The 24,919-nt window shown below is 58.2% G+C and carries 23 protein-coding genes; 12 read left to right on the top strand and 11 right to left on the bottom strand.

What is annotated here, in order from left to right; all coding sequences use genetic code 11:
* Positions 1 to 24: 24 nt before the first annotated feature.
* Positions 25 to 1,074, bottom strand: a complete 1,050-nt coding sequence (locus tag ACQZ45_RS18780) for an MsnO8 family LLM class oxidoreductase (RefSeq protein ID WP_448742425.1) — start codon at positions 1,072 to 1,074, stop codon at positions 25 to 27.
* Positions 1,074 to 2,051: an LLM class flavin-dependent oxidoreductase gene (locus ACQZ45_RS18775; RefSeq protein ID WP_448742424.1), complete on the bottom strand. Its 978-nt coding sequence runs from the start codon at positions 2,049 to 2,051 to the stop codon at positions 1,074 to 1,076. The genes ACQZ45_RS18780 and ACQZ45_RS18775 overlap by 1 nt, the downstream gene beginning before the upstream one ends.
* Before the next feature lie 367 nt (positions 2,052 to 2,418).
* Between ACQZ45_RS18775 and ACQZ45_RS18770 the strand changes: the two genes are divergently transcribed.
* Both ACQZ45_RS18770 and fdhD read left to right on the top strand, forming a co-directional pair.
* Positions 2,419 to 3,000: a response regulator transcription factor gene (locus ACQZ45_RS18770; RefSeq protein WP_065689049.1), complete on the top strand. Its 582-nt coding sequence runs from the start codon at positions 2,419 to 2,421 to the stop codon at positions 2,998 to 3,000.
* The gene (fdhD, locus tag ACQZ45_RS18765) at positions 2,997 to 3,812 is read left to right on the top strand and encodes a formate dehydrogenase accessory sulfurtransferase FdhD (RefSeq protein ID WP_448742423.1); all 816 of its coding nucleotides are present in this window, start codon (positions 2,997 to 2,999) and stop codon (positions 3,810 to 3,812) included. Before ACQZ45_RS18770 ends, fdhD begins: the two co-directional genes overlap by 4 nt.
* Before the next feature lie 45 nt (positions 3,813 to 3,857).
* Here the strand turns inward: fdhD and ACQZ45_RS18760 are convergent, their stop codons facing one another.
* The 4 genes from ACQZ45_RS18760 to ACQZ45_RS18745 all read right to left on the bottom strand — a co-directional run bounded on the left by ACQZ45_RS18760 (position 3,858) and on the right by ACQZ45_RS18745 (position 11,275).
* Positions 3,858 to 4,502: a response regulator transcription factor gene (locus tag ACQZ45_RS18760; RefSeq protein WP_065689051.1), complete on the bottom strand. Its 645-nt coding sequence runs from the start codon at positions 4,500 to 4,502 to the stop codon at positions 3,858 to 3,860.
* 53 nt (positions 4,503 to 4,555) lie between these two features.
* A complete protein-coding gene (locus tag ACQZ45_RS18755; protein WP_065689052.1) occupies positions 4,556 to 6,847 on the bottom strand; it encodes an FdhF/YdeP family oxidoreductase in 2,292 nt (763 codons plus the stop codon).
* Between the two features lie 123 nt (positions 6,848 to 6,970).
* A complete protein-coding gene (locus tag ACQZ45_RS18750) occupies positions 6,971 to 10,084 on the bottom strand; it encodes an efflux RND transporter permease subunit (RefSeq protein WP_065689053.1) in 3,114 nt (1,037 codons plus the stop codon).
* Positions 10,085 to 10,087: 3 nt separating this feature from the next.
* Complete coding sequence (locus tag ACQZ45_RS18745) at positions 10,088 to 11,275, bottom strand: efflux RND transporter periplasmic adaptor subunit (RefSeq protein WP_236736266.1); 1,188 nt, start codon at positions 11,273 to 11,275, stop codon at positions 10,088 to 10,090.
* A gap of 277 nt (positions 11,276 to 11,552) precedes the next feature.
* Here ACQZ45_RS18745 and ACQZ45_RS18740 point away from each other — a divergent pair, with 277 nt between their 5' ends.
* The 10 genes from ACQZ45_RS18740 (at position 11,553) to ACQZ45_RS18695 (ending at position 19,289) form a co-directional block, all read left to right on the top strand.
* Positions 11,553 to 12,059 carry a DUF992 domain-containing protein gene (locus tag ACQZ45_RS18740; protein ID WP_448742422.1) on the top strand — a complete coding sequence of 169 codons (507 nt, stop codon included), beginning with the start codon at positions 11,553 to 11,555 and terminating at the stop codon, positions 12,057 to 12,059.
* 108 nt (positions 12,060 to 12,167) lie between these two features.
* Entirely contained in the window at positions 12,168 to 12,620 is a 453-nt protein-coding gene (locus tag ACQZ45_RS18735) for a hypothetical protein (RefSeq protein ID WP_198927939.1), read from the top strand.
* A 380-nt stretch (positions 12,621 to 13,000) separates the two neighbouring features.
* A complete protein-coding gene (locus ACQZ45_RS18730) occupies positions 13,001 to 13,357 on the top strand; it encodes a hypothetical protein (protein ID WP_065689055.1) in 357 nt (118 codons plus the stop codon).
* 152 nt (positions 13,358 to 13,509) lie between these two features.
* A complete protein-coding gene (locus ACQZ45_RS18725) occupies positions 13,510 to 13,986 on the top strand; it encodes a DUF992 domain-containing protein (RefSeq protein WP_065689194.1) in 477 nt (158 codons plus the stop codon).
* Positions 13,987 to 14,079: 93 nt separating this feature from the next.
* A complete protein-coding gene (locus tag ACQZ45_RS18720) occupies positions 14,080 to 14,910 on the top strand; it encodes a DUF1003 domain-containing protein (RefSeq protein ID WP_139104393.1) in 831 nt (276 codons plus the stop codon).
* A 91-nt stretch (positions 14,911 to 15,001) separates the two neighbouring features.
* The gene (locus tag ACQZ45_RS18715; protein WP_448742421.1) at positions 15,002 to 15,571 is read left to right on the top strand and encodes an HdeD family acid-resistance protein; all 570 of its coding nucleotides are present in this window, start codon (positions 15,002 to 15,004) and stop codon (positions 15,569 to 15,571) included.
* Between the two features lie 75 nt (positions 15,572 to 15,646).
* Positions 15,647 to 17,002, top strand: coding sequence for a chloride channel protein (locus ACQZ45_RS18710; RefSeq protein ID WP_448742420.1), 1,356 nt, complete (start codon positions 15,647 to 15,649; stop codon positions 17,000 to 17,002).
* A gap of 260 nt (positions 17,003 to 17,262) precedes the next feature.
* Entirely contained in the window at positions 17,263 to 17,778 is a 516-nt protein-coding gene (locus ACQZ45_RS18705) for a Dps family protein (protein ID WP_065689057.1), read from the top strand.
* 15 nt (positions 17,779 to 17,793) lie between these two features.
* The gene (locus ACQZ45_RS18700) at positions 17,794 to 18,765 is read left to right on the top strand and encodes an alpha/beta fold hydrolase (RefSeq protein ID WP_065689058.1); all 972 of its coding nucleotides are present in this window, start codon (positions 17,794 to 17,796) and stop codon (positions 18,763 to 18,765) included.
* A gap of 233 nt (positions 18,766 to 18,998) precedes the next feature.
* A complete protein-coding gene (locus tag ACQZ45_RS18695; protein ID WP_139104394.1) occupies positions 18,999 to 19,289 on the top strand; it encodes a hypothetical protein in 291 nt (96 codons plus the stop codon).
* 41 nt (positions 19,290 to 19,330) lie between these two features.
* On the opposite strand, the gene ACQZ45_RS18690 is transcribed toward ACQZ45_RS18695, so the two are convergent.
* From ACQZ45_RS18690 to ACQZ45_RS18670, 5 genes are all read right to left on the bottom strand, one after another.
* Positions 19,331 to 20,566, bottom strand: a complete 1,236-nt coding sequence (locus ACQZ45_RS18690) for a molybdopterin molybdotransferase MoeA (RefSeq protein WP_448742419.1) — start codon at positions 20,564 to 20,566, stop codon at positions 19,331 to 19,333.
* A 108-nt stretch (positions 20,567 to 20,674) separates the two neighbouring features.
* Positions 20,675 to 22,276 carry an MFS transporter gene (locus tag ACQZ45_RS18685; RefSeq protein WP_065689061.1) on the bottom strand — a complete coding sequence of 534 codons (1,602 nt, stop codon included), beginning with the start codon at positions 22,274 to 22,276 and terminating at the stop codon, positions 20,675 to 20,677.
* Entirely contained in the window at positions 22,273 to 23,385 is a 1,113-nt protein-coding gene (locus ACQZ45_RS18680; RefSeq protein WP_065689062.1) for an HlyD family secretion protein, read from the bottom strand. Before ACQZ45_RS18680 ends, ACQZ45_RS18685 begins: the two co-directional genes overlap by 4 nt.
* 118 nt (positions 23,386 to 23,503) lie before the next feature.
* A complete protein-coding gene (locus ACQZ45_RS18675; RefSeq protein ID WP_448742418.1) occupies positions 23,504 to 23,878 on the bottom strand; it encodes a helix-turn-helix domain-containing protein in 375 nt (124 codons plus the stop codon).
* Positions 23,879 to 24,123: 245 nt separating this feature from the next.
* Positions 24,124 to 24,891, bottom strand: a complete 768-nt coding sequence (locus ACQZ45_RS18670) for a helix-turn-helix domain-containing protein (RefSeq protein ID WP_236736267.1) — start codon at positions 24,889 to 24,891, stop codon at positions 24,124 to 24,126.
* Between the last annotated feature and the right edge of the window lie 28 nt (positions 24,892 to 24,919).

Below are 24,919 nucleotides of genomic sequence, written 5' to 3'. Positions count from 1 at the left end.
TTCAGCCCGAATGTTTGCCTGTTGCTATTGCGGGATACGCTCGGCAAGTGCGGCCAAGGTAAACTCGCGGTTCGGTGCCCGATCGGCCGGCTGCGAGGCATAGGCCGCCACGACAGGGTTGATCATCATTTCCGTGACGCCGAGATCGGCGGCGAGGGTAGCAACGGCCTCTGCGGCACGATCCGGAGAGCCGACGATCCATGAGCGCCGGAACATCTGGACGAGCCCTTCGTGGCGGGTGGGAAACCCCATGCTGTCGGCCTCTTCGACAAGCATCTGAGACTGGACGGGCTCGCCTGAACGGAACGAGGACATGAAGAACAGCTGCGGCCTGGCCAGTCGTTCGGCTTCCGCATCCGTTTCTCCGATGACGACGATGGCCGAAACGAGCACGCGCGGCTCGGCGAGATAGGCGCTTGGCCTGAAGCGCTCCCGGTAGAGCGCAATGGCTTCCTTCGCGCCTTCCGCGCGAATGTGATAGCCGAACGCGTATGGAAGACCGAGCTCGGCCGCCAATTGCGCGGAGTACCAGGACGTTCCAAGGATCCAAGGGCTGGGGGCGCTTGCCGCATTCGGCACCGATCTGAAGGTGAACTCCCGGCCGTCCTCTTCGATCGTCAGTCCTTCTGGCCGATTGAGCGCAAGCAGATTGGTCAAATCCCGGATCATGACCTCGTCCGACTTTTGATCCATGCCGCCGCGCAGCAAAGAACTGGTCGCCCAATCCGCACCGGCCGATCGGCCAATGCCCAGATCGACCCGGCCCGGATAACAGGCCTCGACAAGCCCCATTTGCTCCGCCACCAGGAGCGGCGGATAATGCGCCAGCAAGACGCAGCCACCGATCCTGATTCTTTTCGTGTGAGCGCCGATAACCGGTGCCAAGGTCGCTGTGTGACTGGCGGCGACAGCAGCGACATTGTGATGCTCGGCCAACCAGTAACGGTTGTAGCCAAGCGCCTCGCCATATTTTGCGAGCTCGATCATGGAGGTGAAGCAGTCGGTTGCCGTCTGGTTCGATCGGATAGGGCCGATATCAAGGACGGAAAGTGTCAGTTTTTCGCTCATAGCCATCAGCTCACGATCCTGTCGGCGACCTGGTGGAAGGCGCGGATCTTGTCTTCGATATCGAAACACATGGTTGTCAACATGACCTCGTCGGCATCGTATGCGGCTGCACGCTCACGGATCTGCTTGATCGCATCATCAATCAGGCCGATGACCTCGCGATTGGCGATCTGTTTCAGATAGGCCTGCTGGCTCGGCGAGAATTCCACCTGATCCAACGTTTCGGGTGAGGGCACAGCCTTCGGATAATTGCCGCTGTCGCGCATCAGCCGGAAATAATCCGACGCCTTTTTCAGCTGCGCGAGTTTCTCGGAAGTGTCGGCCGCGATGAAGTTCAGAGCGATCAAAACGCGCGGCTCGGGAAATTCCGGCGAAGGCTTGAAGTTTCGACGGTACTGTTCCACGGCTTCGCGGGTCGCTGCGGGATTGATGAACAGGGCAACCGCAAGGCCCATGCCCTTCTCGGCGGCCATGCTGCCGCTGTCAGGATGTGAAACGGCCGACAACAGCCACAGGGGCGGGGCGCCGCTTACCTTGGGCATCGCGATCGCCCTTTGATGTTCGTCATGGAAGAAACGTTCAAGCTGCCCAACCTGCTGGCTGAATTCTATCCCTTCAGGGGGATTGAGGAGCGCCGTCGAGTAGGGATCGCCGCCGCTGGCGCGGCCGATACCGCAATCGACACGCCCGGGGAACAGAGCCTCGAGAACGCGGAAGTTCTCGGCCACCTTGTAGGCGGAATGGTTGGGCAGCATCACGCCCCCTGAGCCAAGCCGGATCCGATCCGTCTTCGATCCGACGGCTGCAAGCAGCACTTCCGGCGACGATCCCTGCAGGATGCTCATATTGTGATGTTCGGACAGCCAAAGCCGTTCATAGCCGAGATAATCGGCTTCGCGCGCCAGCCAGACGGTGTTCTGGATGGCATCCGATGGCGACCCGTTTTCCGACACGGTCGATTGTTCAAGAATAGAGATTTTCACCGCGGCTCCTTTATATGAACGGTGGCGACTTTCTCCATGCCGGCGGGGTACTCGCCGGTATTTTTTGCAGAGATTGAGTACGCCGGCGCAAATGTTCGCAAGCTGAAGAAATCGGACTCCCGCCAAGGGGCGCTCGGCGGTTCGATTGTCGGAAAGCTAGACGATGCAATGGGGCGCCGTAACTATACGAGAGTGTAGGAATGGCGGAGAGGGGCGCATTGCCCCAAAGTTTGGCCAAGCCGGCGACGCCGGTGTTCTCGTGCGCGGCAACCGAACTGACGACTCGTATGGGCAGACCTACTCCAATGTATAGTTTAGAAACCGCATGGATATTCGTAGCCTTCGATCACCAACTGGAGATCGATTCATGGCAGATAGATTTGATGAAAGAGAGACATCGGGCGGTCGAAGGCGGCCGGCTATTCTGCTTGCAGATCCATCGCTGTCTGCGGACTCGGCATTGGTCCAGACGCTTCTCCACGGCGACTACCAGGTATTAATCGCGTCGGACATAGACACTGCAGCCGAGCACATCATGTCGAGCGACATCCATTTTTGCATCACCGAGCTCAAGTTCGCAGAAGGGACGGGGATCGATATCCTGCGGATGCTGTCGATCCGTCATCCCCGCTGCAGGACCGTCGTCCACAGCGCTCATTGCGACATCGCGACGGCCGTTTCGGTAACGCGAGCCGGCGCTGCTGACGTATTGCCTAAACCTCTTTCAGCAGAGTTCGTCCTCGCAATCCTCATGGAAAAAGATATGGGCTCTTCACTGCAATTGGCGTGCGTGGAAGGTCCAAACGTCGTCCGTGATGAACACATACGACAGACTCTCCTTTCGTGCGGGGCCAATATCACTCGGACTGCTCGCCGACTATCGATGCACAGGCGTACTCTCCAACGGATGGTGGAAAAGTCGCCGTCACTGAGGGCGCTCGTTCGATGACATTTGTGCGGCCGACCCTGCAATCGACACCGACGCGTTCGATCCACGACATCTGGTCTGAGCAAAACAGCATCCGTCTCGTGCCGGAGGAAGTGCCGATCGCGATCTCTTATGGCGGGTCTTCGCATGCCGTGCTGATGGCAACACCAGACGACCTCATCGATTTCGGGATCGGCTTCAGCATGACGGAAGGGGTCATCGACAAACTCTCTCAGATACGGTCGATCGATGTGGTCGAGCAGGACCAGGGCATAGACCTGCAGATCTCGCTCGTCGAGGACGTCAACGATCTCTTGCGGGCTCGAAAGCGTAGCATGGCCGGTCCGGTCGGCTGCGGCCTTTGCGGGATCGAATCCATCGATCAGGCAATGCGAAGCTTGCCGGACCTGTCTTCGGTCGGCACCCGGATCTCCCACACGTCCGTGGTCGCCGCAACCGCCAAACTATACGGCGCGCAAAAGCTTCATCGCGAAACCAGAGCCGTTCACGCCGCCGGTCTCTACATGCCGGACACAGGCCTCGTCGCGGCACGCGAAGACGTCGGCCGGCACAATGCGCTCGACAAACTTTGCGGATTTGCACTTCGCTCTTCCGTCCAATGCGACGAGGGAGCCATTGTCGTGACCAGCCGCATTTCCGTCGAGATGGTGCAAAAGACCGCGATGCTCGGATGCGCCGTCCTGATAGCGGTGTCGGCACCGACAGCGCTTGCGATCCGCACCGCCGAGGCCGCCGGCGTCACACTGATCGCTCTCGCCCGAGGCGAGGATTTCGAGATATTCTCCCATCCGCAGCGTGTTGTTCCGCACTGACCAGTATCTGCACCTGCTCACCCGCGTCATTGGCGGAGGGACCGCCTATGGCTGTTTGCCGTAGCCAAGAGCCTCGCCGACCCGGACAAGGTCGGCCAGCGAGCGGACATCCATCTTTCGCATGACATTGCCGCGGTGCAGTTTGACGGTGACTTCCGTGATGCCGAGCTCGAAAGCGATCTGCTTGTTCATGAGGCCGCTAACGACGAGCTGCATGACTTCTTGCTCGCGTGCGGTCAGCGTCTCATAAAGGCTTGCCGCTGCCTCAAGCACCGTGTCACCCTTGCGGATCTCGGCATCACGTTCGAGCGCGACATTGACTGCATCCAACAGTTCCTTGTCACCGAAGGGTTTGGTCAGGAAATCGGACGCACCGGCCTTTATCGCCTTCACAGTCAAGGGGATGTCGCCATAGCCGGTCATGAAGATGATCGGCATCTTGTTTCCCTTGGCATTGAGATGCGCCTGCAGTTCCAACCCACCGAGATCCGGCAATCGCATATCCAGCAGAATGCATCCCGCCCCGGGCCGGGCGGCTGCGAGGAAGGATGCCGTATCTTCAAAGGCTATGGCGTTCATCGACAGCGACCGGAAAAGGTCGATGAGCGACTCCCGCATCGATTCATCATCGTCGACGATATAAACGATCGGGCCGGGTGGCGAGGCAGGTGGCTTTCGAGAGGCAATCATGGGCTCAGTTTTTCCATTGCCTCCTCAGGCCATGTCAAGGTCGCGTCGAGTTTTCATGCGGCCTGCGAACGCACGATCTTCACCGGCACGCCCTTGTAGGCCGGCGTTCCGGATTTCCGGTCATAGTGACTGAGGGCGACGATCGCGTTCATTTCCGGATAGTAACCGCCGACCGAGCCCTGGGGGAGATCATAGGCCACGGCTGTATATCCGCGGACCGACCGTTCTGGTCCGCTCGTGACGGCATGAACATCGATGAGATCGCCATCCTGCAGGCCGCGCGATTTAAGATCGGCAGCGCTGACGAAGATGACGTCGCGCCGGCCGAACACACCGCGATAGCGATCGTCCAAGCCATAGACCGTCGTGTTGTATTGGTCGTGGCTGCGCATCGTTGCCATCACAAGCGTCTCGGGGTCGTTCAGCCTCGGGTCCTCGTCCAGGCCGCAGGAGATCAGGAAATTCGCCTTACCCGTCTTTGTGCGCCATTCGCGATGGGACGCCGGAACACTCAGTCTAAAGCCGCCACGGACGCGTACCCGCTTATTGAAGTCCTTGAAGTCGGGAAAGACGATTTCGATCTTGTCGCGGATGCGGTCGTAATTGTCGATCATGCCGGCCCAGTCGATTCCGTATTTACCGCCGAGCGTCGCCTGCGCAATGCCGGCCAGGATGGCAGGTTCTGATTTGAGGAAAGGGCTCGGCGGATTGAGAAAGCCACGCGAGGCATGAACCATCGACATGGAATCCTCGACCGTTATCGATTGCGGGCCGGATGCCTGCGTATCGAGGTCGGTTCGGCCGAAGCATGGCAGAACGATACAGGTCTTACCCGTCAGCAGGTGCGACCGGTTGAGCTTCGTGGAGATGTGAACGGCAAGGTCGAGCTTGCGCATGCCTGCGAAGGTTACGGTAGGGTCCGACATTGCCACTGCAAGGTTACCCCCAAGGCAGATTAGCGCTTTGGAGCGTCCGTCAGCAATTGCCTCAATTGCCTCGACCGCATTATGGCCCTTGTCGCCAGTCGGTCGAAAGCCAAAAGCCCGCTCCATGCCGTCCAGAAGTGGTGCATTGGGGATCTCGGTAATCCCGACAGTCCGGTCGCCCTGGACGTTCGAATGGCCGCGGACCGGGCAGATGCCGGCGCCTTCGCGCCCCAGATTGCCACGCAACATCAGGAGATTTGCGGCTTGCTGGACATTATGCGTGCCGTTTGCATGCTGGGTCAGGCCCATGCCGTAGCAGAGGATGACGTTTTTGGCCTTCAGATACACATCAACTGCGCTTTCAATCGAGGCGTGCGACAGTCCGGAATAATGGATGATGTCGTCCCAGCTCGTTTCTTCGATATCACGACGCAGCTCGGCGATGCCCAGCGTGTGTTCCGCGATAAAGGCGCGATCGAGGACGCCGGCTCCGCCATTGGCCAGATCATCTGCATCCCTTTCGAAGATCAGCTTCATCATCCCCTTGAGCGCGGCAAGATCGCCGCCGGTACGAACCTGATGATAAGCGGATGCGATCTCTGTTGAGGAGAAGGTCGCCATCTCGATTGGATCCTGCGGGGCAGCAAATTTTTCGAGCGCCCGTTCCTTGAACGGATTGAAGACGACGATTGGTGTGCCACGGCGCGAGGCCTCATGCAAAGTCGTCATCATACGCGGATGGTTCGTCCCCGGGTTATGACCGAAGCTGAAGATCGCATCGCAATGATCGAAGTCCTCAAGCGTGACTGTCCCTTTGCCGACGCCAATCGATTCCGGCAGGCCTACGCTGGTCGCCTCGTGGCACATATTCGAGCAATCGGGAAAATTGTTCGTGCCGAAAGCGCGCACGAACGCCTGATAGACGAAGGCCGCTTCGTTCGACGCCCGGCCGGACGTATAGAACTCGGCTTCATGCGGGCTCCCGAGCGCATTGAGTTCCTTGCCGATGAGAGCAAACGCTTCGTCCCATTCAATCGGCTGGTAGCGGTCGCTGCCGGCATCATAGATCATCGGGTGGGTCAGGCGGCCCTCATTCTCCAGTTCGTGATCGGTCCATTTCCAAAGTTCGGCAACCGTATGGTTGGCAAAGAAATCAGGACTGACGCGCTTGGCGGTAGATTCCCAGGTGATAGCCTTGGCGCCGTTTTCGCAAAACTCGAAAGAGGAGGTATGCTTCGGGTCGGGCCAGGCGCAGCCGGGACAATCGAAACCTTCGGGCTGGTTCGCCTTTAAAAGTGTAGCTGTCCCCTGAGCGACGACCTGCTGTCTTGTGAGAGTTTCGGCGACTGCTTTCAATGCTCCCCAGCCACCAGCCGGTTCGTTATATGCCTTGATGCCGTCCGGGCGCTTCTTTGTCATTGGGGGTCTCCGCTGTTGTTCGATTGCAAGCCTACCAGCGCAAGGAGATGTCCGAAGCTATACAGAAGCATAGGTCAGACATACACGCCTCATACGGCATGACGTTTGCCGTGTCGGCTTATGTCATGATGGTTTGTTGGATCGCTGTTCTTCTTCCGCATGTGCCTGTCTGGAGAAAGCCTGGCTCAGGCGCTCGAGATAAAGATAGACGACCGGCGTGGTGTAGAGTGTCATCAGCTGGCTGATGATGAGGCCACCGACGACCGTATAACCGAGAGGCTGGCGCAACTCGGATCCAGTGCCGTGACCAAGCATGAGCGGGACGCCTGCGAAGAGCGCCGCACAGGTTGTCATCAGGATCGGCCGGAAACGCTGAAGACAAGAATGCCGGATCGCTTCTTGCGGCGACATTCCAAGGTCCAGCTGGGCTTCCAGCGCGAAGTCGACGATCAGAATGCCGTTTTTCTTCACGATGCCAATCAGCAGGATCACCCCGATCAGCGCGATGATCGTGAAGTCAAAGCCGAAGCCCCAAAGCATCGCAAGTGCTCCAAGTCCGGCCGACGGCAGGGTCGATAGAATGGTGACCGGATGGACGTAGCTTTCGTAAAGCACGCCCAAAATGAGATAGATGACACACAAAGCGGCCAAGACGAGGAGCGGTTCACTCGCCAGTGACGATTGGAAGGCCTGCGCATTTCCCTGAAACGTGCCGTTAAGCGTTGCCGGTGTGCCGAGCTCGTGCTGTGCGGCATTGATGGCAGCGACCGCCTGGCTGAGCGCAACACCCTTCGCAAGGTTGAAGGACAGTGTGACGGAGGGGAACTGGCTTTGGTGGGTGACGGCGAGAACCGCGGTCGGTTCCGTCGACTGCTTCACCAGGAGGTTCAGCGGCACTTGTTCACCGGTCAGCGGTGACTTGATGTAGAGGCTATCAATCGCCGACGGACTGTCCTTGAAGCCGGGACTGACCTCCAGCACGACATGGTAACTGTTTACGTCGGTGAAGAACTGGGCAACCTGTCTCTGACCGAATGCGTCATAAAGCGTGTTATCGATGGTCTGCGCTTCGATGCCGAAACGTGCCGCCTGATCGCGGTCGATCGCAAGGGTAATCGTCGCGCCGCCGTTTTGCTGATCGGAAGCGACGTCTGCTAGTTCCGGGAGCGCCTTGAATTTTTCAAGAAGCTTGCTCGCCCACTGGTCGAGCTCCGCACCGTTCCCGTCCTGCAGCGTATACTGATACTGGGTCGCCGATGCGCGGCCGCCGACATTGATATCCTGGGCCGCCTGGAGAAAGAGTTGGGCTCCACTTATCTCTTCCAGCTTGGGATTGAGCCGGCGGATGATGTCGGTGGCCGATGCGGTCCGCTGGTCGTGAGGCTTCAGCGTGATAAACATGCGGGTGATATTGACCGTCTGTCCGGCGCCGCCGCCCACGGCCATGCCGATCGTCGACACGTCCGGGTCACTTTGAATGATGGCGCCGGCCTGCTTCTGTAGTCGTACCATCTGCGCAAAGGAGATGCCCTGGGAAGCTTCGAGTTGGCCAATCAAAAGCCCAGTATCTTGGGTCGGGAAGAAACCTTTTGGAATTTCGATGAAAAGGAACGCTGTTGCAGCCATAGATGCCAGAAATACCGAGAAGGTCACGGCATGGAATCTCAAGGCCTGATCCAGCGTTCGACGATAGCCGGCAAGGAGAGCATCGAAACCGCGCTCGAAAATCATGAAAACGCGTCCATGACTTGCTTGAGCCTCGGGTTTCAGAAAACGTGCAGCCAGCATAGGGGTGATTGTCAGCGAAACGATTGCCGACACGACAATCGTCATCGTCACGGTGATAGCAAATTCCTGGAACAGCCGGCCTACCAGGCCGCCCATCAGCAGGAGCGGTGTGAAGACCGCAACAAGCGAGGCGCTGATCGAGACGATCGTGAAGCCGATTTCTCCAGCACCGTCGATTGCCGCGTCGCGGGGAGATTTGCCCATCTCGATATGACGCTGGATATTCTCGATCATGACGATTGCATCGTCGACGACGAAGCCGATCGCTATACTGAGTGCCATCAAGGAAAGATTATCCAGGCTGAAACCTGCAACATACATCAGCGCGAGTGTGGCCATCAGCGCCAGCGGTACGGTGACACTCGGAATGGCGGTCGACCAAAAGCTCCTCAGGAAGACGAAAATGACCATGACAACGAGGCCGATCGTGATCGCAAGTGTCGTCTCGACGTCGAGCACTGATGCCTGGATCGTCTCAGTCCGGTCACTGAGGATCGAAATATCGACCGCACCGGGCGAAATTGCTTTTAATTGAGGCATGGCAGCCTTGATGGCGGCCACGGTGTCTATCACGTTGGCGCCCGGCAGTTTGAAAATGGGAAGCAATATCGCCGGCTTGCCATTCGCCCATGCCGCTAGCTGCGTATTCTCGGGCGCGCTGATTGCCTGGCCGATATCCTTGATCCGGACAGGCGCGCCGTTTTTGTAGGCGACGATGGCGTCGTTCCACCCTTCGGCGTCGAGCAACTGATCGTTGTCATAGATCGTGTAGGTGCGGGCAACGCCCTGGATCGTCCCTTTCGGCGCATCGGTAGAGAGGCTGGTGATCGCGCTTCGAATATCCTCCAGCCCGAGATTGCGAGCAGCTATTTCGGACGGATTGACCTGTACCCGGATCGCCGGCTTCTGTTGACCAAAGACCACGACCTGGGAGACACCATCGAGCTGACTGATATGCTGGGCCAATACGTTTTCGGCATAGTCGTCGACGCCAGTCAGCGGGATCACATCAGATGTCAGGGCAAGGATCATGATCGGTGGATCGGCCGGATTGACCTTCCTGTAGGTCGGAGGTGATGGAAGGCCGGTCGGAAGTTGGCCACCGGCTGCATTAATCGCCGTCTGAACGTCCTGGGCAGCGCTATCGATATCGCGAGAAAGGTCGAACTGAAGAATGATCGAGCTGCTTCCCAACGTGCTGGTGGACGTTATTTGCGAGACGCCGGGAATTTGTGCGAACTGGCGTTCCAGTGGCTGCGTCACCGATGTCGCCATGGTGCGTGGGTCGGCGCCGGGGAGTTGCGCGGAGACTTGTATCGTCGGGAAATCGACCTGTGGCAGAGCTGCCACCGGAAGGAATGGATAGGCTGCAATGCCGACGGCAAAAAGTGCGACCATAAAAAGCGAGCTGGCGATCGGTCGCTTGATGAACCACGAGGAGATAGACATTGGCTACTCCTTTGCAGCGGCAATAGCCGCAACTGGCGTGGCATCGACGGTAGCGCCGGGCGAAAGCCGATACTGCCCCGTTATTACAACATTGTCGGTGGCGGCGAGCCCGTTGGCGATCACCGCCGAATGCCCTTCTATCGGGCCGATGGCAACGTTCTTCACCTGCGCTTTGCCATCGGGATCGACGACATAGAGGAAATACCCCTCGGGCCCGCGTTGCAGCGCCGCGGATGGAACGGTCAGGGCGTCAGGAAGGTACTTTTGCAGGATACGCAGAGAGACGGATTGACCCGGCCAGAGGTTTCCTTGCGGATTTGCGAAGGTCGATTTGATCTTTATCGTCCCGGTATCCTGATCGATCTCGTTGTCGATCACCAGAATTTCACCCGTCCCGAGCTCGGTCGTCAGATCGACCGATGAGGCGGTAACCGTGACGGGCCCTGTGGCCAAAGCGCTTTTGACCTTCTCGAGATCGCTCTCGCGCAATGTCGAAATCACCGAGATTGGATCCGTTTGGGTGATTGTGACGATCGGGACGGCACCAGTGGGGGAGACCTGATTGCCGGGATCGATCTGCCGAATGCCGGTTCGGCCGTCGATTGGAGAGCGGATCTGTGTGTATGTCAGCGATATGTCGGCGCTCTCCTTGGCACTCTGGTCCTGCTGCAGCTGAGCGCTCAGCGCATTCACCTGAGCGCGCTGCTGCTCCAGTTCCTCCTGGGTGACGATCTGCTGGCCCGCCAGCTTCGTATCTTTCTCCAGAAGATATTGGCCATTGGCGAGATTGGCCTGATCCTGCGCAATCTTGGCCGCGGCTTCGTTGACTGTCGCCTGAAACGGGCGCGGGTCGATCTCGGCCAAAAGATCGCCCTTGCGAACCTGCTGTCCCTCGACAAAGCTGACGCTCTGAAGCTGTCCGCTAATCTGAGGCGTGATGTTGACGGTGTTTTCCGCCTGAACGAAGCCGAGCCCGTTGAGAAATACCGGCACGTTCTCCCGTTTAGGACTGGTGACCTCTACCGGAACACCGGCAGGCGGCGTGTCTAGGGCGAAAGCGGGCAGGGGGAGAAATTCCAGCGCAACGGCAGAAATAGCGGCAACTCCGACGGAAGCACTTAAGATTCCGAGCAAAGCCATCGTCCGGTTCATTTTGACTTTCTGCCGGCTGCCGCCTTGCGAGGACTTCATCTTGCGCTCCGATTTATTGGGACAGGGGCGCAGTCGGCAAACGGTTGACGAGCCGATGCCGTAATGCGCGTTGGATTTGAAGATACCGAGAGCGTGACCGACCGTAATCTATGCGCAAGTCTAGCTATCCTGTCTGTAGGTAGGGATAAACTCAATCTCTCTCGCAGGCCCTCGGTTGGTTTCGCCAACGAACCAACACCCATGTAGGGGGAGAGGATCTTTAGGGATGATAGTCGCGCAGACGCCTTGATCTTAGGCTTTCGGGACGCGCTTCCACATGCGCGCGTTCAAACATCAGACATTGGAGAGCTCGATGAGCCAAATATCCGTGCGTGTTGCCATTGCTTTATTGTCGGCAGCATCCTTTGCATCTGCCAGCCAGGCGCAGGCATCCGGTAGCCAACCGGTCGGCACTTTGCGTTGTGCAGTCAAGTCGAACGGTGACACCCCCGTTATCGCGAAGGAAGAAGTGGTTTGCGATTTCTTCTCGGCCGCGGACGGCACCGCAACACGCTATGACGGCCGGATCGCGGATGTCGATATTGATGCAGCGGAGGTCGATGATGGCCACATGACCTGGCTCGTAATCGGGGGAACCCCGACCGCTGACTTTGCTGGCTCATACAGCGCCTCTCCCGCCGACCCCGAGCTCAATATGCCAGGACATGCTATCGTATTGAAGAAGACCGATGGAAGCGGTGTTATCCTCCGTCCATATCTCCTCCAGGGTCATGGCCTTAATTTCGCCGTGGGCGTCAAAGGACTGTCGCTCGTCAGCGGGTGAACCGGCAGCGCCCCATACGAACGGATAGGCTGATTGAACACGGGTATGATTTTCACCGTGCTCATAAAGTTCGAACCTCTCCCCGTTCAATTCAAACCGGAGAGAGAAATGCCATTGAAGAAATTTGCCGCGAACAACCGCAGTGCCGGTTTTGCCATCATTGCGACGACTGCGCTGTCACTGGCGCTTGCGTCGTGCCAGACCTCGGCCGAAAGCGTCCAGTATGAGAATGACCTCGCGGCCGCGGGCTTCGTTGCACGGCCAGCAAACACGCCGGCGCGCGCAGCGATGCTGAAACGCCTTCCGCCAAACAAGTTCCTGATGCGTAGCAAGGGCAATACCGTTAGTTACGTCTATGCCGATCCGGTCAATTGCAATTGCCTTTATGTTGGAACGCAGAAGGCTTACGGCGCATATCAGGAAACCAAGAAGCAGGAGCAGATCGCAGATCGCCAACTTCTCGCCGCGCAGACCTATCGTGACGCAAGCTGGGATTGGTCCGGTTGGGGCCCAGATTTCCCGGATTTCTACGGCCCGTTCGGACCCGGCTACGGCTGGTGAGCAATCACAACCCAGCTTGGCTTTGAGGCACCGCTTACCACCGCCGACTTGAGGGCAACGTGGCAGCTACGCCCCACACAGGGGGCTCAGATTCAAGGGCGTGGTTAGAAATGCGCGATCCCAAACGGGGTCGCGCATTTTCTTTTGTCTGGAGCACTTGGGCGAAAGCGATGTCTGGCTGGGCGGTCTGCCATGACAATTATCCGGCAATACATTCGTTGGTCCCGACGCACCAAACCTTGGTCTAGGTCTCAGAGACTTGTGTGTGATTTCGCCGACGCGCCTCACATCATAGTTTTTCCTCACCGCTCACGAGGCGGTCGGGATGCCGCCAGTCAAACCCATCGCGGCTTCCACGATCCACACCGAAAGGAAAAGCTATGAACCGCGTCTCGAAACTTGCAGCTGCTGCAATCCTCTCCTCGATTTCGTTTGCCGGCGTCTCTTACGCCGCTGACAGCGTTGGCATGAACTTGGCTCCGGAACTCGAAAAAACTCTGACGACCTTCAACCAGCCCTTCAATATTGAATACACCAACGACTACAGCGCCAGCGACAGTGACAACAGGAACCCAAATGCTGTCCCTCTGCCGGCGGCGGAAGTCCAGAAGCTCCAAGCTGCGATCGAATCCAATAAGGCGCTTGCCCGTCGCCTCGTGCGCCGTGGTGCGATCCTTGACGATATCGTCAATGCTCAGCAGGCCGCAGACGGCAGCGTTACATTCTGGCTGCGTTAATGGAGCCAGCCTGGTCCAGATCTATGGGCCAGGCCCCCCTCCCTTTGGTCTACCGCGCAACACTCACGATCCAAATTTCGCGGTGGATCCCTTCGCGTTCCTTTCAAAGGATCGCTTTTTATCGACTGATCCATATTCGAAAGGACGATCTTATGCGTAAGACCCTGATCTATTCCGTCACGACCGCCGCACTGCTTGGCCTTGGTCTGACCACTGCCTTTGCTGCAGCCCATGTCGAAGCCGGGCGTCTCGATTGCGACGTCTCCGCCGGCATCGGTGTTATCGTCGGATCGCAGCAGGAAATGAGCTGCGTTTTCACACCGGGCGATGGCGCCGCCAAGGAAGACTACACCGGCAAGATCACTGAATTCGGTCTGGATATTGGCGAAATCAGCAAAGCAAAGCTTTCTTGGCTCGTCTTTGCGCCGGCCTCGCGCGACAGGGCAGCCTTATCTGGAACCTATACCGGTATCGCCGCTGACGCCGCTCTCGGCGTGGGCGTCGGCGCCAAGGTGCTCGGCGGTGGACTGCACGGCACCATCGCGCTGCAGCCGATCGCCCTTCAAGCCGAAGAAGGCGTCAACATCGCTGCGGGCATCACCGCCCTGACGCTGCATTCCGCCCAGTAAAGCGCCCGGGCGTGCGAAAAAAATGTCGCACGCCCGTTTGCCAGCGGCGCCAGGACGGTGCCGGCACCCTTGAGCAATGTTGAGGAACTCAAATTGTCCGCCTTGTCCATGTCCGAAAGCGACGATCTGAAACGGCTGGCTGCGCCAGCAACTGGACAACCGGATACGGTCAGGCCGATCGATGCGGTGACCGGCGTGTTGCTCGAGCCAGGTCAGGAATGCCGGATCGAAGAGCTCAGGCCCGGCGTGGCCGACTATCTGCGCCGGAAATATCCGTCGTTAAAGCCGGACGACACGATCGACAGGGGCAGGATCGAAGAGCTGCGCCGCCAGTCGATACTCGACCTGCTTCGCGAGGACCGGGGTGAACTGACGCCGATCGAAAACGAGGTTGCCAATAGCATAGCGTCTCGCGAGACGCTGGCCGAAAACACCGAACTCGAATTTGATGATACCGAAACGCTCGGAAGCCGCGTTGCCGACCTGGTTGCGGATTTCGGCGGCAGCTGGATTTTCATCATCGGATTTGCCAGCCTTCTGGCAGTCTGGATGGCTTACAACACCTTTGTCGTAGCGAGCGATGCGTTCGACACCTATCCTTTCGTCCTTTTGAACCTCGTCCTTTCGACGATCGCAGCGTTCCAGGCGCCGGTGATCATGATGAGCCAGAGGCGGCAGGAGGCGAAGGATCGGCTCCGCTCGACCAATGACTATAAGGTCAATCTGAAGGCCGAACTGGAGATTCGTAGACTGCACGAGAAGGTGGATCATCTCATCACTCGAGATCGACGGTCGTCCGAAGAGACTGGTGACGGCAAGAACGAGCTTCTCCGTCGGCCCAAACAGCCACGACTGAAGGAGGCTCGGCAGCGTTCCGCGCAACGCAGATCGTCAGCGCTTACTCCGGGCGTAACTGTAAGATGACGGCATCCGCTGCCATCCTCAAAAACTACGTCGGTTGCGAACTCATCACGAGGCCGCCGCATATCTCACCTTTCCCTTCAAGGAGCCTGTCATGACCACTATCACTGCAAACGCCAATCCCGGTATCGCTCTGAAAAGGGCACGCGCCAACTGGGGCTGGTATGTCGCCCTTGGCCTCGGACTGATCGTCGCCGGTTTCGTCGCCAGCATCAACCTTTTCGCCACCACACTCGCATCGGTCATCTACATCGCCGCAATGATGCTGGTCGGCGCGGTATTCCAGATCGTGCATGCATTCTCCGCTGGCGGTTGGCGTCGCCAGACAATCGATCTTTTCAGCGGGCTTTTTTACGGCGTGGCAAGCGCGTTCCTGATCTTCGATCCGATCCTGTCAGCGGTCGATATATCGCTCGTAATCGGCGTCCTTTTGATTGCTGCGGGCGTCTTCAAAATTGCGACCGGCCTGCGGGCTCGTACCAATCGGGGCTGGTGCTGGATCTTGGCAAGCGGCATTGCGACAACGGTGATCGGTATCGTCATCCTTGCAACCTGGCCAGGCGTCGGCCTTGGACTGCTCGGCGCCATGCTGACGGTTGACCTGCTGTTCCAGGGCTGTGGTTTCCTGGCATTCGGCCTTGCCTTGAAGAAACGACACGGCTGAGCGACCACGAAATGTGCCCGCCGCGTCTCTCGCGGCTCACCAGTGCTCGTGTCGGCGCAAGACGAGGGTCGAAGCATGTCGTCACCCGAAAGCCTCAATGAAATGCAGAGTGCGGCCCGCGCCGAGGCCATTCCCCTGCCGCGTCGTGGTCCTGTCTCGGTGCCGCAACCCGTCCGCAATGCCGCTCGAATGATCGCGTTGGCCTGCTGCTGCGGCTTGCTTTCAGGGATTGCGGCAATGTGCCTTGCGCTCACTCTCCGCTGGATCCAGCATGTTGCCTATGGGTACAGCCTCAGCGCCGTCATCGGGCCGGAGAGCTTCGTGCAGGGTGTGTCGGATGCGGCACCGCTTCGGCGTTTCTTCGTTTTATGCGTTTGCGGGCTTGTCGCCGGCGTCGGATGGTGCGGTCTTGCACGCTACGGCCGGCGGCTTGTCTCCGTCCGTGCCGCGACGGATCAGAATTCCATGCCGGTTGCCGAAACAGTTCTTCACGCCGTGCTGCAGGTCGTCACCGTTGCGCTTGGCTCACCTTTGGGCCGCGAAGTCGCCCCGAGGGAACTCGGAGCACTTCTGGCTCAGCGCTTTGCCGCGGGCTTCGACCTAGATCCTGACCAATATCGCCTTCTCCTGTCCTGTGGAGCAGGCGCCGGCCTCGCGGCAGTCTATAATGTCCCGGTCGCCGCGACTGTGTTCATTATGGAAGTCATGATGCGGCAGGCGCGCTGGGCCTTTCTCTGGCCGGCGGCAGCGGCAACTTTCACCGCGGCTGTGGTCGCGAGTTTTGGTCTCGGGGACGAGTTCCAATATACCTTGCCGGCCTATCCCCTGACGTGGACACTCATCGGGATGGGGATGCTTATGGGGCCGGTCTTCGGCACCCTGGGGTTTACGTTTCGTCGTGTCATGGCCAAAGCCTCTTTTGATGCCGCAACTGATTTCAGCGGCGTGATACGCTCGCTCGGGGCCTTTGCCTTCATCGGTATGCTGGCGATGAAGGTTCCGGAAGTCCTAGGCAACGGCAAGGGCCCAGCCGAACTTGCGTTTAACGAGCATATCGCGCCGATGGCGGTACTCAGTCTCCTCACCATCAAGCTGACCGCTATCGCCCTGTCTCTGCGTGTCGGGGCAAAGGGTGGGCTGCTGACGCCGGGCCTGTCGATAGGTGCGCTTTTGGGCCTCCTGCTTGGCAGTTGGCTTTCCGCATGGTTTCCGGGCGTAGAGGGAGGAGCCCTAGCCCTGATCGGGGCCGCAGCATTCCTGTCCTCATCGATGACGATGCCGCTCACGGCGGTCTGCCTGGTCATGGAGTTCACGGACGCTCCCCTGTCGCTGGTCTTGCCGATCGCGCTAGCCGCTGCCGGCAGTGAGTTGGCGCGCCGATGGTTTGATCGCCTTGCTAATCCCACCCAAACGGTCACCGTCGCCTCCTAGCCTTGTAACCAACCGCTGAGGTCGTCGTCGGTCATCTCAGCGCGGTTTTGCGACGACGCCGGCTCGTTTCGATTGCGCTGCCAGGTTCGATCGTGCCAATCGGAGCGGCTTCTGTGCGATCTGTCGGTGCCGTTCGACATCCACCTATACGAAGGTCGAGGCCATCCGATACTTCAATCGGATACTCAGTCGCCCGACATTTTCGTAGCTTCGGTCAGGTTTTCCGCACAGGCGGTAACCACTTCCAACTGGAGATTAACATGAGCAGCTCGTCCCTTGTCAGCCGGCGTCTTTCCCCGCTCGCCACCCCTACCGATCTCGGCACGATCGCACGGCAGGAGATTTCCGCATCTCTTACCGCGCTGCTGGCCGATGTGTTCGCCCTTTACCTGAAGACGAAGAACTTTCACTGGCACATGTCAGGCCGCAATTTCCGCGACTATCACCTGCTTCTCGACGAGCATGGCGCCGAGCTGCTCGCCTTGACCGATGTCATCGCCGAACGGGCACGCAAGGTCGGCGGGACGACGCTTCGCTCTCTCGGTCATGCGGCGCGCCTGCAGCGTATTCTCGACAATGATGCCGATTTCGTCACCCCTGACGACATGCTGGCCGAGCTTCGTGAAGATAACAAGCAGCTCGTCTCGATCCTGCGCGAGCTCCATGGCACCACCGCCGAGCACAATGACGTCGCAACAACCAGTCTGATCGAGACCTGGATCGACGAGGCCGAGCGCCGCGTCTGGTTCCTGTTCGAAATCTCCCGCAACGTCTGAGCCGGCGGTCGCACGATGATCAGCCAGTCGCTTCCCATCAATCGCCGCGGCATCCTGATTTCGGGCGCCGTGACGGCTGTCGCAATGGCATTGCCGTTATCGCCGGCCGCCGCCGCTTCGAAACATCAAGAGACAGAAGGAAACAAAACCATGAGCTATGTGACAACCAAGGACGGCGTCGAAATCTTCTACAAGGACTGGGGTCCGAAGGACGCACAGCCGATTCATTTCCATCACGGTTGGCCGTTGTCTTCGGACGACTGGGGAACCCAGATGCTCTTTTTCCTTGCCAACGGCTATCGCGTCGTCGCCCATGACCGTCGCGGCCACGGCCGCTCACAGCAGGTAAGCGAAGGTCACGACATGGACCATTATGCCGCCGACGCAAACGCGGTCGTCGAGCATCTCAATCTTCGCAACGCAATTCATATCGGCCATTCGACCGGCGGTGGAGAAGTAGCGCGCTACGTCGCGAAATACGGAGAGCCGCAGCGCCGCGTCTCCAAGGCGATCCTCGTGTCGTCCGTTCCGCCGCTAATGCTGAAGACCGTTGCCAACCCGGACGGTACACCGATCGAAACCTTCAACGGCTACCGAACGGCTCTCGCCGCCAATCGCGCCGAATTCTACCGCGATGTTGCATCGGGTCCATTCTACGGCTTCAATCGTCCTGACGCAAAGGTCTATCCGGGCGTTATCGACAACTGGTGGCGTCAGGGCATGATGGGCGGTGCCAAGCCGCATTACGACGGCATCAAGGCCTTCTCCGAGACTGACCAGACCGAAGACCTCAAGAAGATGACAGTTCCTACCCTTGTCACCCAAGGCGACGATGACCAGATCGTGCCCTACACGGATGCGTCGGAAAAGCAGATCAAGCTGCTGAAGAACGGCACGCTGAAGATTTACAAGGGTTATCCGCACGGCATGTTGACGACCCATGCGGATGTCATCAACCCGGACCTTCTGGCCTTCATCAAGGGCTGAACCGGACGTTAATCCCATCCTCCAATCTTGGGCGGGATAATTAAGGAACTATGGCGGGCCAAGGGTCCGCCATATGCCTATATCGGGGTTCGTTGGACCAAGTGGGCGAAGCCGTCATCCAACCTTTCCAGCGAAGCACCAGTCCCTATATCTTCGTATGGTAACGGGCAGGCGGTCGATCCGGTATAGAAGACGACAGACCCACAAGAACCGATTGGCCCAGGAGGCGAACAATGCAACGAGAGCTTACCATGTCCGAAATCCTGACCGATCCGCTGATCCGCGTGATGTTGAAGGCCGACGGAATTTCGCTCAGCGATTTCGCCGAAATCATTCAAATGGCTGCAGCGCGCCTCAAGGCGCCGGCACAGGTCTTCGCGGGTGCCACCCACGCTGTCGCGGCAGAGACGAAGCCGACCATTCCGCATGAACAGGTATGGCACGAACCGTTGCGGTCACACGGCGAGGCTCCCATGGATATTCACCAGCGGGCGTTCTCTCCGCCTGTTCCGGCTTTCGCTTGAACCTCGGACTGCCGTCCTGACGGTCCACGGGCAGGTCTATATCAGCAGCGCCATAACGGAATGACTTCGACCGGATCGCCTGCGCTTACGTCAGCCTGATTGCCACTCAGCACAATCAGATGCGTGGCGAGCGACAGGGAATGCAGGCTGGCCGAACCGCGATCCGGTAACGGATCGGCGATTGTGGTTCCGGTCACCGGGTCGGTGGCGAGCCGACCAGGCAAAATCTGGGTTCGGCCAAACGGCTTCGGGTACGGTTTGGAGATCGGAAGGCGAAGAGTGGTCCCGCTTTTCGTCTTTTGCCCTGCCAGCTGCTCGACGATCGCCTGACCGAATACGGCCAAGCCTGCTGCGGCGGCCAGCGGATTACCCGGCAGGATCAGTATGGGGCAATGATCGACATCGCCAAAGCCGATTGGCTTGCCGGGCCGCATGTCGAGTTTCCAGAATTCCAGATGACCACGCTGGGATACGGTGCGGGTCAAGTGATCGGCAAAACCCGCTGAGGCTCCCCCGGACGAGATGATGAGGTCGTGATCTGAGGCGGCGCCGACAAGTGTTGTCAGCAGATGATCAGGGTCATCGCGAACAATCCCGAGATCCGTAACCTCAGCGCCAGCAGCCTCAAGCATGACTGCAAGCATTGGCCTGTTGCTGTCGTAGATCTGACCTGGTCCAAGCGGGGTAGGGGCGTCGTGCAATTCATCGCCGGTCGACAGCAGCGCGACCTTAGGCCTCGGATTGACCTGGAGCGAACCGACGCCGAGCGCGGACAACAGGACGATATGGCCTGCGCCAATCAGCGTGCCTGCCTCGAGAATTTTGCTTGAGCGCTTGATGTCGTCGCCGATGCGCCGGATATGGCTTTTATCGGGGACCGTTGTGAACAAGCGCACGCGATCGCCGTCCATTCTGGCATTTTCCTGCATGACCACACGATCGGCTTCTTGCGGTAGCATGGCGCCCGTTGTGATACGGGCAGCCTCTCCCGGACCGATTTTGTGTGAAATTGTCTGACCGGCTTGAATTGTTGCGACGATCTTGAGATCGACGCCTCTACCGTCATCTCCAAGGTCGACCGAGCGGACCGCAAAGCCGTCCATCGCGGCGTTGTCGAACCTTGGCAAGGCGGCATCCGCGGCAAGGTCTTCTGCGAGGATGCGGCCAAGCGCCTGCCGGGTTGGTACCGCGACAGGCTTCGGGAACGGCTCGAGATAGCTGAAAATGAACTCGAGCGCTTCGGACAGCGTCTTAGGGGCCGGGCTTTCGATCGTCATGCTGCGAGCCTTGTTGCGATATCGCTTCGTTTATCAATTCGTCCTATCACAACCCATGATGCAAGGCATGCTGTGGAAAGGCCCAGGCGGCGCCATTCGACCCCATCGTCAGGGTTTCGCCTTGCCCCGTGTCTCATGCTCGAAATCAGGATGAAGTGGGCCGTATGGCATTGAAACCATGAACGCCGCGATCAGCAAGCCGGCGATCGCTGCCCAAAACGAAATGAAGAACAGATCGCTGTAGCCAAGAACGGTCGCTTGGTTATGGATCCTTCCGGCAACGGCCGACAAGCTCTCCAGATGGGCTCGAGCCCCGGCGCCGAACACATGCTGCAGCTTTTGAAGCACGACATGAAGTTGCTGGGATGTCGCCGTGATCGGACCATTGAGAATATCGGAGTGGAATTGTTCGCGCTGCCTCTGCAGCGTAGAGAGAATGCTCGTTGCCAGTTCGACGCTACCGAGTCGCACAACTTGGATATAGGCCGAGACAGCAGTTGAGCGGGAAGGATCTGAGTTTCCGATCAGATAGACGATTGTCGCGAAGAAAGCGAAGGATTGACCGGCCGTGTGAAGGATGACGATCGGGTAGAAAGTCCATGGTCCCCAGGCAATCGTCAGTTTCGAGCCGAGAAAGGAACCAAGGGCCATCAGAGCAAGTCCGATAACAATGCCAATACGTGCATCGAAACGGCGTAACAACAGCGCCGCTGTGGCGATGAACAGGAAGACCGGGATGACGGCGCCGGTAAGATAGATCGTTGAGATGGCGATTGGCCGTAGTCCGATGACGTTCTGCAAGAAGCCGGGTACCGAGATTGAGGCACCCGCACTCGAAAGTGCGTAACAAATGATTATCGCATAACCAAGCCCGATATTCCGGCTCATGATCACGCTGAAATGCGCCCAGGGATGCGCGACAAGACTCTCGTTGATCAAAAAGCCGATGGCCAGGATCGAGCCGCCGGCCAGAAGGGCGATGATCGTTCCGGATTGAAACCAGTCAAGCCGATTGCCCTGGTCGAGCCCCACATAAAGCATAGTCATCGATGCCCCAAGCAGCATCATTCCACCCCAGTCAGCGTTCTCCAGAAGGCTTAAATTGATCTGCTCTTTCGGGGCTGCGATAAAGAGAAGGAGCGCAATAAGTGGCGCAACAATCACATCCTGCCAGTACATCCACTGCCAGCCGAGATAATCGCCGTAGAAGCCGACAAGGACAAAGCCCAAGTTCTGCGAAAGAGGCACGCGCAGCACATAAATGGCAATTCCGATAAGCCAGTATCGTTTGTCGAGATTACGGAAAATCACCATGATCGTCGCGGGGATGAAGATCCCGAGGAGAAGGCCTCTGATTGCATGGAGCACGAAGAGCAGGGTGCCGTCATTGACCATCGGAATTTCAAGCGAAATGATCGCATAGACAAGAGCCGTCGGGATCATGATCAGGCGTACGCCGAAAACTGTGGCAAGCCAGGCAACGCCCGACGCAATCAGAATCTGCGGCGCATTTGCAATTGTGCTCAGCCACGATGCTTCGTCTACGCTTAGCGAGTACGCTGCCCGAAGATCGGGCATGCCGACCACAAAGACGCGGGTGTCAAATCCCACGACGAAAGATGCGAGCAGCAGGGCTGCGACAATCAACACCGGCCGAGTGGCGGTTGTTCCGCGGGTAATCGGACCGAACGAGCGAATGACCGTTGTCATTGGCCTACTCTGCCGGGCGTGTCGACGGTGACGATCGCTGACATGCCCGGGAGAAGTTTGCGCAGTAGAGGCTGGCCCGCATCTAAAGCGATCTTCACGGGGACGCGCTGAACGACCTTGGTATAGTTCCCGGTCGCATTGTCGGGAGGCAAGAGGGCGAAGATGGAGCCACTTGCCGGTGACAGGTCTATGACGGTGCCCCGTAGCACCTGTCCCGGGAAAGTGTCGAAGCTGATTTCCGCCTTGTCGCCTGCCGCCATGCGCGCCAGCTGCGTTTCCTTGAAGTTTGCCATCACATAAACGTTCGGAAGCGGAACTTCCGAGACAATGCCAGTGCCAGCGGCGACGAAGTCTCCCTCGTGAACAAGCCGTCGGCCGAGCATCCCGTCGAATGGCGCATAAATCCGGGTATAACCCTTGTTGATCTCGGCTGTGTCGAGATCGCCCTGTGCGGCACTCACCTGCGCACTCAGCAGTGGCTCCTGTCCTCGCAGGACTTTAAGCTGAGCCTGCTGTTGTGCGGTGGAAGCCGCGGTCGAACGGACCAATGCGGCCGCCTGCACCGCGGCGGCTTGGGCCTGTTGGAGGGCCTGCTGGGTCGTGGCGCCGCCTAAATCTTTCTGGCGGCGGTACTCCTCGTCAGCCTGCGTCTGTTGCGCGAGGGCAGAGACGTGTTGTGCTTCGGCAGCATCGATCGCTGCATTCTGCAGTTCGATCTGGTTGGCAAGATTGGCAAGCGTTGCGTTGGCTGATGCAAGGTTGGCCGATGCAACGGTAACCGCAGCCTCATAGGTGCGAGGGTCGATTTCTGCGAGCAGTGTACCCTTGGTCACCTTCTGATAATCGGCAACCGGGACGCTCCTGATGATCCCGCTGACTTGGGCGCTGAGTGTCGAAATGTCGGCATTGACGATTGCATCGTCAGTCCATTGCTGCGCAGAGCCGGCAATCCATCTGTCCCAGTCGATGATGACAGACGCCACCGCCGACCCGACGATCACGACCGCGACGAAGGGGATGGCCACGCGCCGGATAGTAGCTATGACGGCGGAGGGAGGCGGAGCGGGCAAAGCCGGGGCACTGCTCCCCTGGGAAGTCTGGTCGGTCATCGTTGTTGGAACCCGTCGTGATCGGTGCAAAAAGATTCTGCTCCAAAGGTACCAAGGTCGAATGAGGCCCGACACTATACGGATGAATAGGTAGAACGTCCTTCTGTATGGGCTCGGATCAATCGAGTGAACCGCATGTCTCGACGAAGCGTTTATGTTTCCTCCAGGTCGAAGGCGGGATTCCATGCATCTTCCGAAACGATTTCGCAAAATGCGCCTGGTCGACAAAACCGCACTTGGTTGCCACCTCGCTCAAGGGGATCCTTGATCCGGCGAGGAGTTCCGTCGCTTTCTCGATCCGCCGACTTGCAAGCCATCGGTATGGGGAAACACCCATCGAGACTTTGAAAGCATGTGCGAAGTAGGTTGGCGACAGACCGCAACTGCGGGCAATTTCAGTCAGCGTCGCTCGATTTGAGATGCTGTCTTCAAGAAGGTGGAAGGCCTGAGTCAGTCGAAGGGGCGTCAGACCACCCCGCTTGAAAGTCGACATATGCTAGCCGCTGCCCTGTTCTCGTCACTCATCATGGGTTCGAGGATCATCTGCAGTGGATGACGAGGGGGGATAAGCCGGAAAGAAGGCGAAACAGTTTTGCGAAAAAGGCAAAGGTCAGCGGTGAACGACCGTATCATTATTGGTTGAGATTGAACGGTCCGGTTCTGGTGGTATAGGATGAGAGATTGTTTTCAGAGCGGTCGCTTTGTGGAAAGCTCTACTTTCCCGGAAATGAACCTGTACTATTTGCCTGATTTGAGTTTGAAGGTCGGCGACCAAGACACGTTGCGCCGCCAAGCAGCAGGTGAAACACCCTTAGCTTCGCCGAACGCGCGGGTGAAATGAGCCTGATCGGCAAATCCGCAGGCAGACGCAATTTCTTTAAGAGAAAGAACCGAGTTTTTGAGCAGGTCAGTTGCTTTGTCAATCCGCCGATGAGCCAGCCATCTATGCGGGGTTGCGCCCGTTGATGTTTTGAAGGCTCTGGCAAAATAGGACGATGAAAGCCCGCATTGAGCCGCAATGTCGGAAAGGCTTAACTGTGCGTCGAGGTTAGCATCCAGCAACATCGTCGCGCGATTGAGCTGGACTGGCGTGAGGCCACCCCGACTTATGCGAGCTGCGCGGTGCGTGCTGCCATAGGTCGATGCCAGATGAAGAAGAAGACCCGTGCCGACATAATCGAGAAGAAGCTGATTTTCTTCGAAACTACCGTCAAATATCGGCACAAGCGCATTGACGATGTTTTCCACGATCGGGTCCTTGATGTCTGCACCCGGGGCGATGTTGAAGCCATCCAGCTGCTTTGTTCCAATCTCTTCCTCAAGCGAATAAAGAGCTCGCCGAGAGATATGAAAGTTCACACAATCGAATGGCGACTGGAGGTCCGCCCGCCAGACTCTCGAATAGTCGTAAAGCGTGAAATTGCCTTTTTTACTTCCGGAAAAGTCTACTTTGGAGCCATCGACCCACAACTCACCTTGATAGTCGCGCAGCTGAGTGGACAACATAAAGGCGTCCTCCTGCACATGGTCACCC

The organism is Agrobacterium sp. 16-2014-1-2a, from assembly GCF_053522705.1.
The sequence above is the reverse complement of the archived record's forward strand: the minus strand, read 5'-3'. Positions and strand labels throughout refer to the sequence as shown.